Genomic DNA, 16,622 nt, shown 5'->3' with positions numbered 1-16,622 from the left:
TCATCCCTTTATCATATCCTTCCACTGATTGAGCAGCATGAGCGCCTGAATCGGCGTCATGCCGTCCACATCAAGTTCGGTCAACTGAATGATGATCGGATGCTCAGTAAGCTCCGGACCGATTTCGATGGGAGGCGCTCCAAATCCTGGCAAAAGCCTCTGCGATGCGCGCTGTACGGCCTCTCCTGAGGGATCATCCTGCGTTTTTTCTTCGAGATTCGCAAGGATTTCCCGCGCCCGATCCACGACGCTTTTGGGCACCCCGGCCAGCTTTGCCACCTCGATGCCATAACTACGGTCTGCCGGACCGGGTACAAGACGGCGTAAGAAGACGATATCTCCTTTCCATTCCTTGACGGCAATATTCAGATTCCTAAGACCGTCAATCTTTCCCTCAAGAGCTGTCAACTCATGGTAATGCGTGGCAAAAAGCGTTCGGATACCGCCGCGGGCGCGCGTGGATAATTCCTCCACCACAGCCCAGGCCAGGGAAAGGCCGTCATAGGTGCTCGTGCCACGCCCGATCTCATCCAAAATCACCAGACTGCGCATGGTGGCCTGCCGCAGGATACGAGCTGTTTCGGTCATTTCCACCATGAATGTGGACTGGCCCTGAGCCAGATTATCCGAAGCCCCCACCCGGGAGAAGACTCGGTCGGCCAAGCCAAACCGGGCATGTCGGGCAGGCACGAACGAACCGATTTGGGCCATGATGACCAAAATGGCCACTTGGCGAAGCACTGTAGATTTACCGGCCATGTTGGGACCGGTAATCAGCAGAATACGCTTGTCGCGGTTCATGGACAGATCGCCCGGAATATAGTTCGCCGCACCCATGGCGTCTTCCACCACAGGATGCCGGCCGGCCTCTATTTCTATATCCAGCCCATCATGAAGTTCCGGGCGGCACCATTCATTGGCCCGAGCGGCCTCGGCCAACCCCTGCCAATAATCAAGGGCGGCAACGGCGTCAGCCATGAACAGGAATCGGCTGCGCGCGGCGGCCAACTGTTCACGCACCTTCTGGAAAAGCGCATATTCAAGCTGCTTCCGCTCCTCGGAAGCTGAAAGGATACGATCTTCCATCGCCTTGAGTTCCGGAGTGATATACCGCTCGCTGTTGACCAGGGTCTGACGCCGTACAAAATGGTCGGGTACCTGTCCCTTATATGCCTTGGAGACCTCGAAATAATAGCCAAAGACCTTGTTGTAACCGAGCTTGAGTTTGGGGATGGCGCTTTGCTCCACCTCCCGACTGTGCAATTCAGCCAGCCGGTCCTCGCCATGTTCATTAAGCTCGATCAACTCATCCAACTTGGGGTCAAATCCCTTTCGAAACAAACCGCCATCGGTGATGACCGGAGGAGGGGAGTCGACCAAAGCCGTCTGAAGCAGATCGGATATATCCTCCATGGCGTCCCAATGATCGAGCACCTTGCGCAGCTCTGGAACATCAGCCAGATCAACACCCTGAAACTGATCATGCAGCCGGGCCAGCATGGGCAGGCTTTGGCGCAGGGCCAAAAAATCCTTTGGCGTCGCCCGCCCGAGGAAGATACGGGTGGAAAGCCGCTCAAGGTCGTAGACGGAATCCAAAGCAGCTCGCAGCTTAGCTCTCAGCTGATCCTTTTCAAAGAGAAACGCAACGCACTGCTGAGTCTTCTCAATCGGAGCAAGCTCCCGCCAAGGCTGACGAAGGCGAGCTTCCAGCAGTCGTCCCCCCATCGGGGTCAAGGTCTTGTCCAGGACTCGCCAGAGTGTTCCCTTGCCGGTGCGTCCATCCAAACGACGGAAAATTTCCAGATTACGCTCGGTTACCTCGTCCAGCATCAGGTGCTTGCCCAGGTTCACAGGACGAAACTCACCCAAATGGCCGAATTCACCTTTTTGCGTATGCTCCAGATAGGTTAGAAGGGCTCCGCATGCACGCACCAGCGAAGGTTTGTTATCCAAGTCATGCAGCGCAAGTCCGGCCGTTCCCTGCAATTCATTGATACGCCTGGCTGAAGCCGCAGCGTCGAAATAAAGCCCCGGAGGGACCGACGTCACCTGCGTGGAAAGTTCATTGTACTGCGGAGGAACCTTGGTGCCTTGGGCCAAAAGCAGTTCACGCGGATTGACCTTGACCAGCCATTGCCAGAGCTCAGGCTCCTTTCGGCTTTCCAACCCCGACCACTGTCCGGTGGAGAAATCAAGCCAGGCTACGCCCCCCACTCCTTTGGCTGCATCCCAGAACATGGATGCAAGGTAGTTGTTTTCCTTGGACTTGAGGTTGGAATCCTCCACGACCGTGCCGGGGGTCAACACACGGGTGACGGCCCGCTTGACCAATCCTTTGGCCTCTCGCGGGTCCTCAATCTGGTCGCAGATGGCGATCTTGTATCCCTTGTCGAGGAGTTGAGTCAGGTAAGGCTCAACGGAATGATGCGGCACCCCGCACATGGGAATAGGGTTCTCGTTATTGGGATTACGACTGGTCAAAGCGATCTGTACGGCTCTGGCCACGGTTTCCGCATCCTCGAAGAATAATTCGTAGAAATCCCCCATGCGGAAAAACATGAGGGCGCCCGGATTTTCCTCCTTGAAACGGAGGTACTGTTCGAGCATCGGAGTCAATTTTGTCTGTGCCACGAAACTAAGAATAGACCTTTGCTATTGAGTGAAATCTGTTCGGAAAGTGATGGAGTGCCAGCTATGGCACCGAGGACAATTAAAAAACAACTGGTCGCGCTTGAGGCCGCAACGACGGCAAAAGAAACGATGAATGTTTCTTGCACGGCCCATGAAAAAGGAGAGTTGCTCCTTGAAAAATGGAGTCAGCGTCTGATCCCGTCGGGATAATTCGAACAACTCCAATCTGGCCAGCCAAAAATCGGGGCACAAAACCAATGCCTTTTCAAGCCAGGACTTGGCGTTATCCTCATCATCTAAACGCAGGAGGAAGGCGGCTCCATAGTAGAGAAGCAACACATCGGGATCCTGTGACTCAAGGACGGGAAGCAGGGCTTTTGCAACGTCCTCATCGGAACAGGCGCCGGCCCAAACGGCGTCATCCCCAGATGCAGCCTGCTCCCGTTCCGCCTTATCCAAAACTTGAAGTAAACCTTCAAGCAAGACAAAGCGCAGCTCTGGAGCGACATTCTCCAAAGCATGGCGCAAAATATCAGCCAGCTTCCGTCCGCTACCGGCTTTGTAGGCCTGGATCATTTGTTCCAACCAGGCCTCCACCGCCCCGGGGTAGGCACGAATGGCATGCCGCAAGGCTCTATGGGCCTGAGAATCGTTTCCGGCCTCGAAATAGTCCATGGCGAGTCGCACCAGGTAATGTGCCTGCGGCAGCGGTGAACCAAGCTGCCCATAAGATTCGGCGGCCTTCTCGTAGTCGCCGCGCTCCGCGGCCAGCCGGGCCATTTCATATTGGATGGGAGCCTGGTCATACCCATGGGAGCGGGAGTCCATAAATGCAGTCTCAGCTCTATCGAGAAAACCGGCTCTCCGGAAATCACGTCCCAATTCAAAAAGGGCACGGGCCTTGAACTCGCGGTCAAGGCCCGGTCTTACAATCAAACTGTTTCTGATCTGGATGGCGCGCTCGATTTCGCCTTGCGAACGATACAGGCTCCCCAGTGCCAGATATATTTCGACAGCCTCAGGGTCGTTCTTGACGACCTGGCTCAATTCCTCAATGGCCGCACGGGTGTCCTGCACCGGCAACGGCTCTCCGCCACCAGCCTCACGAGCGGCCTTGCGGCTCTGTTCAAAGCCGCCGCTCTTTTTGCGTCCAAAGAGTGACCAAGCCATACTTGTGCCGCCTAGTTGTTTTCGTCCTTGTTTTCATCAATGGAACCATAGGGCTGGCTCTCACTGATGGGCATATTGCGCAGCGAGTTGACTTCCTGTTCAAGGCTGGCCAGACGGGTCTTACACTCGCGCAGCTTGGCACCGGAACGGAACTTGTCGGCCAGGAAGTAGCACATGGTCAGCAGGGAACCGGCGACAAAGGCAGCCAGAATCAGCACACCAAAGGGCAGGGGAATGGAATGAAGCGTCATGGCGTAGGGGATTTCGAGCTTCAACGTCAGTCCCTGCAGCAGAACATCATTATTCTGGCTGAAGAAAAGAATGGAGAAGACGAAAAGAACCAACAGAAACAACACTTTGATAAAACGCATGCGACTACTCCTTACACTGTGATGGCATCAAACAACGGCTTGAGCCGATTGTAGGTGGATGTGAGGTGTTCCGGAATCACGGTTGTTTCTCCGAACACGGCCATAAACGAGGCATCCCCGTTCCATCGCGGCACGATCTGGAAATGCATGTGCTGCGCAATACCGGCCCCGGCAGCCTCACCCAGATTCAGTCCAACATTTATCCCATGGGGATTAAATGCTTTTTCCAAGACAGATACACTACGCCTGATCCACGCCATACAGTCGACCGACTCCTCATCGGTAAGGTCGAGCAAGTCACTGACATGGCGGTAAGGCGTGACCATAAGATGCCCATTGTTATACGGGAACTTGTTCATAATGACAAAGCAATGCTTTCCCCGGGCCAGGATACAGCGCTCGGCATCCTCATCCGTGTGTTCGGGAATGCAAAACACACATTCTTCCGGCTTGGGGCCAAGTATATAATTGAGCCGCCATGGGGCCCACAAAACGTCCATATCTCTACCACCTGATTCTACTGTGCCAGATAAACATGCAATTGTTTGATTTTTTTACACGGCTTGTAACCTCAGGGCAAGCAGGAATGCGGTACCGGCCGTCACTCTCCACCAGCCATATCCCGATATAGCTGACGAGCCATGACCAGCTGTGCTTCACGTCCTTCAGCTAAGCCATCAATCCTTGCCATCAGTACCTTTTCAAAAATAGTGGAATAGGCCGGGCCTGGAGCGATCCCCATTTCCTTGAGATCCTGACCGGAAATATCCAGTTCAATATGACTCAGCTTACTGAGATACTGTGAAATATTCCGGCGAATATACTCCTTCCGACTCCTAGCCATCAAAAACAGAACGCCTTCCACCGGAATGGGATGCAGAATTCGGAATAATCCGCTCAGGCCGTCTTTGTCCTCATTCCAACTCATCAGACGCATCAAGGCATCGCCAACCATGTCCCGAAGCTGAAGAAAATCATTGTCCTCTTTTTCGGTAAAATGAAGACGATGGGTGACCCCACCGATTTCTTCTCTCTTGATGCCCATGGTCAAGGCCAGGAAATAGAGTTTCCAGATGACAACCGGTGGATCAATGTACAACAGCTTGTACCAATGGTTAACCTTAACCAACTCGACAAGGACCTGAACCCGATCGCTTTTCAATTTGAGCTCTGGATGTATCGCCTCCATGATGCCGAGCTCTTCCATCCGGTTGAGGCAGGCGAGGGGATCTTCCTCATCCATGATCAACCGGAGCTCATGCATAATCCGTGTGCCGGAAAGCTTGCTGAACAACTGAAGATTCAAAGCATTTTTGATCAGGCGCATTGTCTGGCCCCCGATCTGAAAATCAAATCTCCGCTCAAACCGGATAGCCCGCAGAATCCGGGTTGGATCTTCCACAAAGCTCAAGGAGTGGAGCACTCGAATGATCTTGCTGCGAATATCCTGCTCGGCTCCAAAAAAGTCTACCAGTTGGCCGAACCGGCCAGAGTTGATACGCAACGCCAAGGCATTCATGGTAAAATCACGTCGGAACAAATCCATTTTGATAGAGGAAAGCTCCACGGTCGGCAGCGCGGCCGGATACTCGTAGTACTCCAGACGGGCTGTCGCCACATCGACACGCTGGCCGTTATCCAGAATCACGACTGCGGTTTTAAACTTCAAATGCGATTTGACACGCCCTCCGAGCCTGAGAGCTAATTGCTTTGCGAATCGGATCCCGTCGCCCTCAACCACGATATCGAGGTCATGATTGGGCCTGTTGAGCAGAATGTCTCGCACAAAACCGCCCACCGCATAGACTTCCCAGCCAAGATCATCGCCCAGCGCGCCTGCAGCCTTCAACAGATCAATCATCCCCCGGGGCAGACGGTTTAAGACCATTGAGGCAACATTCCGCTCCCGCTTTTTGTCCGGCATGAGTGACGTCGGCATCCGGGCAGGCTCTTCCACCAAAAGATGGACAAGATCCGTCCGGGTAATCACTCCCACCAAATCCAGGCCATCCACCACAGGCAAAAGGCGCTGTCGGTTCCCGAGAATAATTTCCATGACACGGTAAAGGTCTGTTTTGACTTCAACTGTCTCGAATTTTCTGCTCATGTACTCGTCGAGAGAAACATCCCCCAGACGGTGGGTGAGGGCCTTGTCAGCTGTTTGATGCCCCATGATTCCGACACAATGCATCGTACCGGAATCGACAACCGGTAAATCCTTGAGGCCGTACCTAGTCATCACCTCCACGGCCTGACTTATGGTTTTGCCCGACTCGATAAAGACTGGAGGACGGGACATAAGCCCCTCCACCACGATCTCCGGATTGATCTGCGAGTAGAGCAGGGCAAAAAGATCGTCACGCACCTCGGCCAACGTCTTGTCCTTTATGGTAGCCGAAGCAGCCACGCCATGGCCGCCTCCCCCCATCGATGAGCAGATGAGCCCGACGTTTACATCCGGATTACGCGAGCGTGCGACAACATGAATTCGATCTGCCATGCGTCCCAATGCAAAGACAACATTGATATTTTCCATATCAACCAGTTTATGCACAAGCAGGGCAAAGTCCGGGACAAAACGGTCGGTGGACAACTCCGTGATCACAACGTCAACGCCATGAATATCGTAATTGGAAGCATTTTGAAGCAATTCACCTAGGTAGGTTATCTGCTCGGCCGAAAGATCCTGGGACAGTATGTCGGCAATCACTTCGGTATCCATGCCATGGGCTTTAAGCCACCCGGCAGCCTCAAAGTCCTGAGGCGTCGTTGAGTTGAAACCAAAGGAGCCCGTATCCTCATAAATGCCGAGTCCCAAAAGCGTTGCCTCTTCAGAGCTCAGGATGACATCCTGCTTGCGCATGAGGTCGACAATAATGGTCGTGGTAGAACCCCATTCTTGGTAAACGATTTTTTCGGCTTCCAGGTCGTCATCAGTGTCTGGATGATGGTCATAAAGATGAATCCGCAAGTCTGGATTATCAAGCAAAGGGCGTACATGGGGGATGCGCGGGCGTTGCCGTGTATCGGTTACCACCAACAACTCTACAGAATCAGGGTCAATATCCTTGAACGACTTGAAATTAAAAAGATATGTTGTGCTTTCAATGAAAAAATGGCGCAGATTCTTTTCCTGGCTGCCGGGAAAGATGAGCACGGCATCAAGATAGAGCTTACTGGCCGCAACCATACTCGCCAAGGCATCAAAATCGGCATTGGCGTGTGATGTGATCACCGTCTTGGCCGAAATTTTTTCTATATTTCCCATTGATTGAAACTTCCGTAATCACATGCCCGAGCGGGGATGAAATTGCTGATGCAAAGCCTTTAACCGGCCAGCCTGGACGTGAGTATATATTTCCGTGGCCGAAATGTCCGCATGACCGAGCAAAATCTGAACAGTGCGCAAATCAGCGCCACCTTCCAAAAGATGCGTGGCAAAGGAGTGCCGGAAAGTATGCGGAGAGATGCTCCTTTTGATTCCTGCCTGCTCCGCATATTTCTTGATCAATTTCCACACCCCCTGACGAGTGAGTCCTCTCCCGGATCGATTGAGGAACATAAAATTTTCTGCGGGCTTAAACTGAGGACGAGCTACGTCCATGTATGTATTCAAAACCTTCTGAGCTGTAAAATGAATAGGAACCAGTCGCTCCTTGGAGCCCTTGCCGAAAACCTTGAGCAGTCCAACCTGTGGATCATAGTCCAAAATCCGCATACCTATCAACTCGGAGACACGCAGACCTGCGGCATAAAGGATTTCAAGCATGGCCCGATCTCTCAACCCCAGTGTTGTGGAGTCATCCGGCAGGGAGAGTACACGTCCGATTTCCTCTCTAGTCAAAAATTCAGGCAATTTTTTAGGCAACTTGGGATTATCCAGGAATTGCCCGGGATCCTCCTTGAACCACTTTTCCTGTACGGCAAAGGCAAAGAACCCGCGTAAGGAAGAAAGATGCCTCGCCAAAGAACGGTTTTTTAACCCCCTTGTGCGCAAATAGGTAAGATATAGGAACAAAGTTTTGTCTGTTATGTCTTCCAACCGGAATTTCTTCTCGGCAAGAAAGGAGAGGAGGGCGGTCAGGTCCTGAGAATAACTCGCCAGAGAATTTTCCGACAACCCTTTTTCGATAAGAAGATGCTCCAAATAACGATCTATCCATCGATGGGTAGGGATTACGCTTTCATCCATTTTTTGTGTTCGTCTCATGATCACACATAATAATAGGGTAATATGTCATTTTTTTAAAGGAATACTTAAAAGAATCAAGGACTGACCACACAGAAAAAATGAAAAATAAATCACTTCCTCCCTTAGCTACCAAGGCAAGCCTCAAAGAGCAATAATCCTTCGCATTGACAGGCGTTGCGCACCCAATTATGAAGATTGCTCCAAGCTTATCGAAGGAGTTACCATTCATGGCAGATTTCAAGTTGGCAGACCGTCTTTCAGCTCTTCCCCCGTATCTTTTCGCCGCAATCGACAAGGCCAAGGCCGAAGTCGCGGCAACGGGCATGGATATCATCAGCCTGGGAATCGGAGATCCGGATCTACCCACGCCTGATTTCATTATTGAAGCTCTGCACGAGGGAGCTAAAAATCCGGTCAACCATCAGTACCCTTCATACGTCGGCATGCTTGCTTTTCGCAAAGCTGTCGCCGACTGGTACAAACAACGTTTCAACGTTGACCTGAACCCCGAAACCGAAGTCGTAAGCCTCATCGGCTCTAAAGAGGGCATTGCGCACTTTCCATTGGCATACGTCAACCCTGGTGATGTTGTTCTGGTCCCCACTCCGAATTATCCCGTTTACCCGGTAGCAACGAATTTCGCGGGTGGAGAAGTGGTTTACATGCCGCTTCTTGAAGAAAACGACTTCCTGCCCGACCTGGATAGCGTCGATGACGCCACTTGGACCAAAGCCAAGATGATTTTTGTCTGCTATCCCAATAACCCGACCTCAGCCACGGCGCCCAAAGATTTTTATGAACGCTTGATCAAAAAAGCTAAGCAGTTCAATGTAATCGTAGTTTCCGACCTCGCTTACAGCGAGATTTACTATGATCCCGCCAAAAAACCGCTTTCCATACTGGAATGCGAGGGTGCAAAGGACGTCTGCATCGAATTCCACTCCCTGTCCAAGACCTATAACATGACAGGGTGGCGCATAGGCATGGCCGTAGGTAATGCGAGCCTCATCGCCGGCCTTGGGAAAATCAAGGAAAATTGTGATTCCGGTATCTTCCAGGCTGTCCAGGAGGCAGGCATTGCCGCGCTGACAAAAGGGGAGCCTTACGCGGAAAAATTCCGTGCGGTCTACAAGGAAAGGCGTGATATCATGAGCGCCGCTCTCAACAAGGCTGGTATCAAACACCGGTTGCCGGACGCTTCCTTCTACCTTTGGTGCAATACTCCGAAAGGTTTTACCTCCTCCGAATTCGTTACCAAAGTACTCAAGGAAACAGGCGTAGTACTGACACCTGGACAAGGATTTGGAACGCCGGGTGAGGGGTATTTCCGAATTTCCCTGACCGTGAGCAATAATCTGCTCGAGGAGGCCGTATCCAAAATTTCGAAACTGTAAGCTGTTACGTCAGCCTGGGGTCAAATCAGGGAGATCCTGAAGACAACCTCAACTATGCGCTCACGTTGCTGGAAGAATACGGTGATGAGATTTCTCTTAAGGCTTTTTCCAGCTATTACCTGACTGAACCGCAAGGAGAAGTTAAGGATCAGCCATGGTTTACAAACCAGGTGGTCAAGCTGGAAATTGATGCGGAGATATGGGCACCAGCCGGATTCCTTTCCACCTGTACAGCCATTGAGGCTCAGATGGGAAGAAAACGGCAAATCCCAGGCGGTCCACGTCCATTGGATATGGATATTATAGCCTGGGGGGATACCGTACAGGATGACGGTTTTCTCACATTGCCGCACCCAAGGGCCAAGGAAAGAGCTTTTGTCCTTGTCCCCCTCAAGGAAATAGAGCCGAGCTTCATATTTCCGGACGGAACAACCGTTGATGAGGCGCTTTCGGCCATCCAATACCGTATGGAAGGCAACAAAATCTGGCAAAACGGTTAACGGCAGGAGTCGAATATGCTGAAATTTATCGTCATAGGTGCTGCCATCTTTCTTCTTTACAAGCTCTTTACTGGAGACAAGAAGAAAAAGGAGATGAACAGTGAAAAAGTCATCAAAGCCAAGGTGGCATCCGGTGAGATGGTAAAAGACCCGATCTGTGGGACCTATGTGGACAGAGACGGAATTATTCGTGTCCGCAATGGCGAAGAAGTTCACGTATTCTGCTCCTATGAATGCCGCGACAAGTACCTCAAGCAGCTTGAGGCAACGACAGTAAACGTCGAGAAGGAAGAGGGCGACAAGTAGTAAGCCTGACTCTGACCATATTCTGATTAAAAAAGGCCCTGAACGGGCCTTTTTTTTATCCATTTTTCCAAGCCAGCCCCCTCAAGCCATGACCTGCGCCTGCGTATGGGATAAAGGGCAGCCCACCAAAAATCTTCACCTTCTGGGGCCGACCATAAAAGCAACAAACGCAGAATTCTTCTCAATTTGCCTCCTGAGGCACTTTTGATGAACGGCCTTAGCCCATCCATTCGTCAATTTACCGAAAAGCCTTCTGAGGCAAAAGTAGTCTGAGAGCTAGTACGGGATAAATTGAAAATGTCGACAACTTTAACTTTTTAATCTCATGATTTTAACTACTTGCGCATTTGTCTCATAATGTAAATTATGTAAACTTTAAAAGGTAAATCATTGAACAAGACTTACCGATGGTGAAATTCCTCTATTCGGTAAGCCAGATCTACCGCCCTGTGGAAACATTGAGAGTTTTCATAGGGGCTGATATGAAGTGGTAATTATCAATCGACCTCAACCCCAAATCACAAAACAAACCTATGAGAAACATTCCCTCGATCATACTCACGGCCATATTCCTATTAATGGCTCCAATGTCGGCACACTCTCAACCCAACGACTTGTCCTTTGATGCCTGGCTTGAAAGATACGGCGCCTGGGACATGTTGGAAAAAGAAGTCGCCGCCGATTCTGCCGATACTCCCGCATCCGTCCTCAAACGCGCCCAGGTCTATCTCAATCTGAATTCTCCGCAAAAGGCGTTGGAACTCATCGAAATGACAACCGCCTTTGATGACAATGCGACGGAATCAGAGAGGCTCTTCCTTGGCGGCCAAGCCCATCGAGCCCTTGGAGACCTACCTAAAGCTGTTCTCTGGTTCACCCAATCAGCTCAATTCAATCAAGATACGGGAAAGATGCGGGCAAAATTCAGAGCAGAGCCCAGATTGGGAACAATCTGGGCTGATGTCTGGACGAGAAGCTACTGGACATACCGTTCAAACTTCACTCTTTCCAAGCAACCACAACGTGAAGCTCTGGAGAAAATCCTAACCATTGGCCGAACGGTTTGGAACGATGATTTTTGGGAGAATGCAGGTGCTATCCTGGCGTCTGAGAACGCGACCGAGATGTCGCCCTCTGCTCCCCAAGGTCCGCAATCCCAGGGCAATGGAGCTATAGCGCCTATCGTCTCCACCGCTGACACCCAAATCATTGTAAAAGCAATGGCGCTCGTCTCCTTGGAAAAATTCTCGGAAGCCAAAGCCGAAGTCGATTCCATCTCCAACGAAGCTGTAAGAACATTTTGGTCCATGGTCGTCAGCTTTCTGGAAACCGGAGACCAACCCCAGGACTTAACCACATTTGCGACGGGCAACTTCATGAAAGCCCACGCGTTTTGGTCAGGGAATGTGCTGGCCCCCTACTCTGCTTCGCGTGCCCAATGGGTCCTCGGTAATCCGGAATCTGCCCCCTGGAAAAAATTCCGCAACAACCTCCTCTCAATGCCGCTTGAAGAGGCTCAAAAAGCAATCGACAATGAACTCGGGTCGATGCTGATCTCGCAACAGACAGCCGCATTGCTTCAAAGCTTTAAACTTGCTCTTTCCTTGTCCGATGGCGATTTCATTAACTCTGCGACAACATGGAATAAGTTGGACAAGCGCCAGCTTCCGCTCGCGCTTCAGGTTGCCGCCTTGCTGGAGTTCAAGGGCAGTTTGGAGGATATTCTCCCGACCAACCCCGCTGAGTCCTTCAAGGTCTACCCCATACTGTGTGCCCTGTCCGCCGCTGCAGGTCAGGAACTGAATCTGACCAATGAGGCCCCCTTCTGGACCCAGATCACCAGTGACAACCTTCAACGCCTCTCTCAACGCGACTGGCCGCTGGATAAATTGCTGCTTCTTGCATACTGGCAACAGCAGTTCAAAGATAAACCGACCGAGAACTTGGCCAAACGTGGAGCCTTTCTTTTTGACGACACCTCGTTTGGGACCAGATGCCTCCTCTATTTGGCTGACCAGGCGGTCCACGCAAAAAAATTACAACTCGGCGCCTACTACCTTAATAAGATTGAAGCTGATTCGCTCCCTGCTATAGAAAAAATGTCATGGCTGGATACAAAGATTCGTCTGGAGCTCGACGCGGCGCGTCAACCTGCGGCCTTGGAAACATTTAAACAAATGAATGCCCTCGGCCTCCCTATCCCGACAATGACTCGGCTTCGCATGGCACTGCTCTACCAACAAAATCGTGACTTCGACGCCGCACAAACCCAACTGCTCGCCATGTGGGACAACCGGGCCTCGATGACAACGGCACTGCAAGCGGAAACCCTCTTTTGGCTTGGAGAAGGAGAACATGCAACCCGACACACGGAAAAGGCGCTGCAATACTATCTCCGCCTTGCCTGGCAATATCCTCAGGAAAACATCTGGGCCCTCACTGCCATGTATAGAGCCTCGCTGATCTATGAAAAGCGTGGCAAATACGAAACGGCTAAACGATTACTCACAACCGTCGTAAAACGGGCTGACACCAAGGAACAGCGAGAAGCAGCCAAAGCCCGGATTGACGCAATCGACCGCAAAATGGGCAAGAATACAGACAAGGAAAGCACGCTTGTATTCCCATTCTGATCAAAACTAAATCAAGTAAGACACCAAAAGACCTCCATGCCAATTCCAGGCATGGAGGTCTTTTGTATTCAAGGTAATAATAACATTTCCAACTGCCGACTTCCCCCTCTCTAAATTAATCTCAGGCCGCTTTTCACCACGGCCTCTCAGAGAGAAACAAGGCTTCTCCATTTTCTTCAATACCGACCAAAATCCAGCACTTCATCGGATAGCGATCTTGCCGAAAGGACCACTAGAACGGGACAAACTAAGCACCGCCTAAAGGCGGAACTTCAATTGCTCGATTCGCTTGTCTTCCTGCTCTTATTTACGGATGTACTCGCGAATCACTTTTTCGTCTCTGCCTACGGTCAAAACAAAATACCCTCGTGCCCAAAGCTCTGGTCAGCAGAGCCTCTTGCCCGACCTTCGACTTCCCGAGCTATGTGGATAGCGCTCTTGCCTTTCATAAAGCCAACGACTTGCACCACCGAATATTTAAACGGGATATGAAAGACTTCACCCAAAATACGTCCGAATTTTACCAAACAAAATCTTACGGCGACATTTCGGTATCCAAACGATGTGATACTTACAGTCCCACTGCGGGTGACATAGGCTTGAATTGCACTTCATTTAAAGCCTCTCCGGTGCTCACTCTGAGCAGCTCACTAGGGGTGAGGCTTTTAACTATTCCAGCATAAGTCAAACTTTATTGGTCCCCCAGCAAAGCTGAGGGGGATCTCATTGGGCTGAACGAAGTGGGAACAACGTAGAAGTTCTTATCAGACAGTAGCAATCGTACTTCTTGGGCCAGATGACATAGACAAATCCGGTTCGTCTGTCCCTCAAACTTTAAGGCAGAACAAAGGGACAGTACACGTTATATCATGGCAAGCATCTCAGCGAAGGGTTTCCGTATCTTGTGAGACAAAATGAAAAAGGGTTGCAGCTTTTGGCTGCAACCCTTTGATTTCATGGTGCCGGGGGGGGGATTCGAACCCCCACGGAATTTCTTCCACTGCCCCCTCAAGACAGCGTGTCTACCAATTCCACCACCTCGGCACAATTCAATAATGAGGGATTACTCGCTTTTCTTGGTCTCCGAACCGGTGTCATTAAAATTGACTGCCGGTTTCTTCTGCTCAGGAGCCGGGACAGTCTGAACAGTCCCTTTGCCCTGCAGCATAATGGAATCCTGATCGGAGACCTTATTTCCTGTAAGGACATTGTAGGCCAGCGAGGTCACGAGAAAGACCGTCGCCAATCCCGCAGTCACCTTGACCAGAAGGCCACCTGCGCCAGAGCTACCGAACATGGTGCTGCTGCCGCCGCCGAAGATGACTCCCATGCCTTCGTGACCGGACTGCAGCATTACCGCAACAATCAAAAAGACACAAGCGAGAACGTGTATGACAATAACTAGCGTTTCCAAAATCAATTCCTTACTCTGGCTTTATTCGAAGGCTTGCAATATCAGGCCAGTACGATCTGTGAAAGGCTTTCACTCAGCAAGCTCGCGCCTCCTACCAATACTCCGTCGACATTGTCAAGCGCAATAATCTCAGCGCAATTGGCCGGTTTGACGCTGCCTCCGTACAACACTCTAATTTTATTACCTTTTTCCCCAAAAACATTCTGCAATATTTTTCTGATAAATCCGTGAGCTTCCACGATTTCGCTCGTTCCGGCGACCTCACCTGTTCCGATCGCCCAGACAGGTTCATAAGCAATACTCAAATCTTCAGGGTGAACTTCCCTTGAGACATCTTTCAACCCTGCTTCGAGTTGACGCTGGAGGACATCTTCAACCATGCCACCCCGGCGCTCTTCTATCTTCTCTCCGACACAAAGAATTATCTTGAGGCCGGAAGCAAGTCCGTATGCGGTTTTCTTGCCTACGAGTTCATCATTTTCACCCAGCACATGGCGCCTTTCGGAATGTCCAGTAAGACCATAGGCAGCCCCTGCATCAAGTAGCATAGCCGGGGAAATTTCTCCGGTAAAGGCTCCTTCCGGCTCAATATAAAAATCCTGTCCTCCCGAGGAGAATCCTTCGACATCGGTAAAGACGTCAGACACTCCCTTCAAGGCTGTAAAAGGAGGAAAGATCAAAACCTCACGGTCATCAGGCAACTTGGAAGCCGCCAAATCCGCAAGCTCACGAGCTGTTGAGCAGGCATCATCCCATGTCTTGTACATTTTCCAGTTGGCTGCCATCAATTTTTTCATCGATTCATGCACTCCTTTAACGTCTTGAAGGCGGGAAGATCCTTGCCTTCCAGGAATTGGAGAAACGATCCGCCACCTGTAGAAATAAAGCTGAACTTATCCGCGAGGTCAAGGGAATGGACTACGGCGTCGGTGTCCCCTCCTCCCACAATGCTCAGCCCATCTTTCAGCTCCGCTATGGACCGACATACAGCCTTGGATCCTTCTGAGAAGGCCTGAGTTTCAAAAAGTCCCATAGGGCCATTCCAGACAACAGTCTTCGCCTTATCCAGTACGTCCTGAAACAACTTGATGGTTGCAGGACCAATGTCGAGAACCAAAGCGTTTTCCGGAACAGCGTCAAACGCACAGACACCCTCCGACTTGGTTGCTTTGGGAGAAAACGCGTATTGAAAATCTACCGGCAGATGCAGCTTGGAGCCCAGTTTTTCCGCCCGGGCCAAAATGTCCAGGGCGTCGGCAACAAGGTCCTTCTCGACCAAAGAGTTCCCCATATTATGCCCCTGAGCCAAAAAGAACGTATTCGCCATGGCGCCGCCGATGATGATGTCGTCCACTTTGCCAAGCAAATTATTCAGGATACCGAGTTTGGTGGATATCTTCGCACCACCGGAAACACAGACATAAGGGCGAGCGGGTTCCTGAAGTGCGTCTCCCAAGAACTCCAACTCGCGTTTCAACAAAAATCCGCCGCAACACACCTTCGAACAAAGCGGCACATCGACGACAGAGGCGTTCTCACGATGGGCCACACCGAAAGCATCGTTAACGTACACATCTGCCAGTGCGGCCAATTTTTTGCCGAAATCGCCCCTACCCTCTGCGGTTTTAGCAATCTCTTCGGGATAGAAACGAAGGTTTTCCAGCATAAGGACCTGGCCTGGCTGCAAGTTCGCCGCCATCTGCATGGTTTTCTGACCAATGCAATCCGGCGCCAGCGGCACCTCAATTCCAAGCAACTCACCTGTACGCTTGGCAACAGAGGAGAGGGACAATTCCGGAACAATCTTGCCTTTGGGCTTGCCCAGATGGGCACACAAAATTACCGCAGCACCATGCTCCAACGCATAACGGATGGTAGGCAACGCCGCCTTGATTCTGTTGTCATCCGTAATAACGCCTTCTTCCTGTGGCACATTGAAGTCCACCCGAAGGAGCAGCTTCTTCCCCTTAATTTCGATCTCATCAATACACTTCATAACAGTCTCGCCATC

13 protein-coding genes, 1 tRNA gene and 1 pseudogene are annotated in these 16,622 nt (G+C 51.1%); 4 read left to right on the top strand and 11 right to left on the bottom strand.

The genetic code is table 11. The features are described from left to right. From mutS to xerD, 6 genes are all read right to left on the bottom strand, one after another. Entirely contained in the window at window positions 1-2,607 is a 2,607-nt protein-coding gene (gene mutS / locus ACI0FG_RS07450; protein ID WP_419787910.1) for a DNA mismatch repair protein MutS, read from the bottom strand. Between the two features lie 45 nt (window positions 2,608-2,652). Next, window positions 2,653-3,801 (bottom strand): tetratricopeptide repeat protein, encoded by a 1,149-nt coding sequence (locus tag ACI0FG_RS07445; RefSeq protein WP_419787909.1) that lies wholly within the window; start codon window positions 3,799-3,801, stop codon window positions 2,653-2,655. Window positions 3,802-3,812: 11 nt separating this feature from the next. Continuing rightward, window positions 3,813-4,172: a DUF1049 domain-containing protein gene (locus ACI0FG_RS07440; RefSeq protein WP_419787908.1), complete on the bottom strand. Its 360-nt coding sequence runs from the start codon at window positions 4,170-4,172 to the stop codon at window positions 3,813-3,815. Window positions 4,173-4,183: 11 nt separating this feature from the next. After that, entirely contained in the window at window positions 4,184-4,672 is a 489-nt protein-coding gene (locus ACI0FG_RS07435; protein ID WP_419787907.1) for an HIT family protein, read from the bottom strand. A gap of 101 nt (window positions 4,673-4,773) precedes the next feature. Then, a complete protein-coding gene (locus ACI0FG_RS07430; protein WP_419787906.1) occupies window positions 4,774-7,440 on the bottom strand; it encodes a CBS domain-containing protein in 2,667 nt (888 codons plus the stop codon). A gap of 18 nt (window positions 7,441-7,458) precedes the next feature. Continuing rightward, window positions 7,459-8,364 carry a site-specific tyrosine recombinase XerD gene (xerD, locus tag ACI0FG_RS07425; RefSeq protein WP_419787905.1) on the bottom strand — a complete coding sequence of 302 codons (906 nt, stop codon included), beginning with the start codon at window positions 8,362-8,364 and terminating at the stop codon, window positions 7,459-7,461. 227 nt (window positions 8,365-8,591) lie between these two features. Between xerD and ACI0FG_RS07420 the strand changes: the two genes are divergently transcribed. The 4 genes from ACI0FG_RS07420 (at window position 8,592) to ACI0FG_RS07405 (ending at window position 13,197) form a co-directional block, all read left to right on the top strand. Continuing rightward, entirely contained in the window at window positions 8,592-9,758 is a 1,167-nt protein-coding gene (locus ACI0FG_RS07420; RefSeq protein ID WP_419787904.1) for an LL-diaminopimelate aminotransferase, read from the top strand. Next, entirely contained in the window at window positions 9,737-10,258 is a 522-nt protein-coding gene (gene folK / locus ACI0FG_RS07415; protein WP_419788371.1) for a 2-amino-4-hydroxy-6-hydroxymethyldihydropteridine diphosphokinase, read from the top strand. Before ACI0FG_RS07420 ends, folK begins: the two co-directional genes overlap by 22 nt. Window positions 10,259-10,273: 15 nt before the next feature. Beyond that, window positions 10,274-10,564 (top strand): transcriptional regulator, encoded by a 291-nt coding sequence (locus ACI0FG_RS07410; RefSeq protein ID WP_419787903.1) that lies wholly within the window; start codon window positions 10,274-10,276, stop codon window positions 10,562-10,564. A gap of 656 nt (window positions 10,565-11,220) precedes the next feature. Then, complete coding sequence (locus tag ACI0FG_RS07405; RefSeq protein ID WP_419787902.1) at window positions 11,221-13,197, top strand: tetratricopeptide repeat protein; 1,977 nt, start codon at window positions 11,221-11,223, stop codon at window positions 13,195-13,197. Between the two features lie 303 nt (window positions 13,198-13,500). Here ACI0FG_RS07405 and ACI0FG_RS07400 read toward each other — a convergent pair. The 5 genes and pseudogenes from ACI0FG_RS07400 to ACI0FG_RS07380 all read right to left on the bottom strand — a co-directional run bounded on the left by ACI0FG_RS07400 (window position 13,501) and on the right by ACI0FG_RS07380 (window position 16,607). Continuing rightward, window positions 13,501-13,812: pseudogene (locus tag ACI0FG_RS07400) on the bottom strand (transposase). A 342-nt stretch (window positions 13,813-14,154) separates the two neighbouring features. Continuing rightward, window positions 14,155-14,241 (bottom strand) — tRNA-Leu (locus ACI0FG_RS07395). 19 nt (window positions 14,242-14,260) lie between these two features. Beyond that, on the bottom strand, window positions 14,261-14,611 hold the full coding sequence (gene secG, locus ACI0FG_RS07390; protein WP_419787901.1) for a preprotein translocase subunit SecG: 351 nt from the start codon (window positions 14,609-14,611) through the stop codon (window positions 14,261-14,263). Window positions 14,612-14,652: 41 nt separating this feature from the next. Beyond that, on the bottom strand, window positions 14,653-15,408 hold the full coding sequence (gene tpiA, locus ACI0FG_RS07385; protein ID WP_419787900.1) for a triose-phosphate isomerase: 756 nt from the start codon (window positions 15,406-15,408) through the stop codon (window positions 14,653-14,655). Beyond that, window positions 15,405-16,607, bottom strand: a complete 1,203-nt coding sequence (locus tag ACI0FG_RS07380; RefSeq protein ID WP_419787899.1) for a phosphoglycerate kinase — start codon at window positions 16,605-16,607, stop codon at window positions 15,405-15,407. The genes tpiA and ACI0FG_RS07380 overlap by 4 nt, the downstream gene beginning before the upstream one ends. Window positions 16,608-16,622: the final 15 nt, after the last annotated feature.

The organism is Pseudodesulfovibrio sp. 7M6, from assembly GCF_050058625.1.
Taxonomy (GTDB): domain Bacteria; phylum Desulfobacterota; class Desulfovibrionia; order Desulfovibrionales; family Desulfovibrionaceae; genus Pseudodesulfovibrio; species Pseudodesulfovibrio salinus.
The sequence above is the reverse complement of the archived record's forward strand: the minus strand, read 5'-3'. Positions and strand labels throughout refer to the sequence as shown.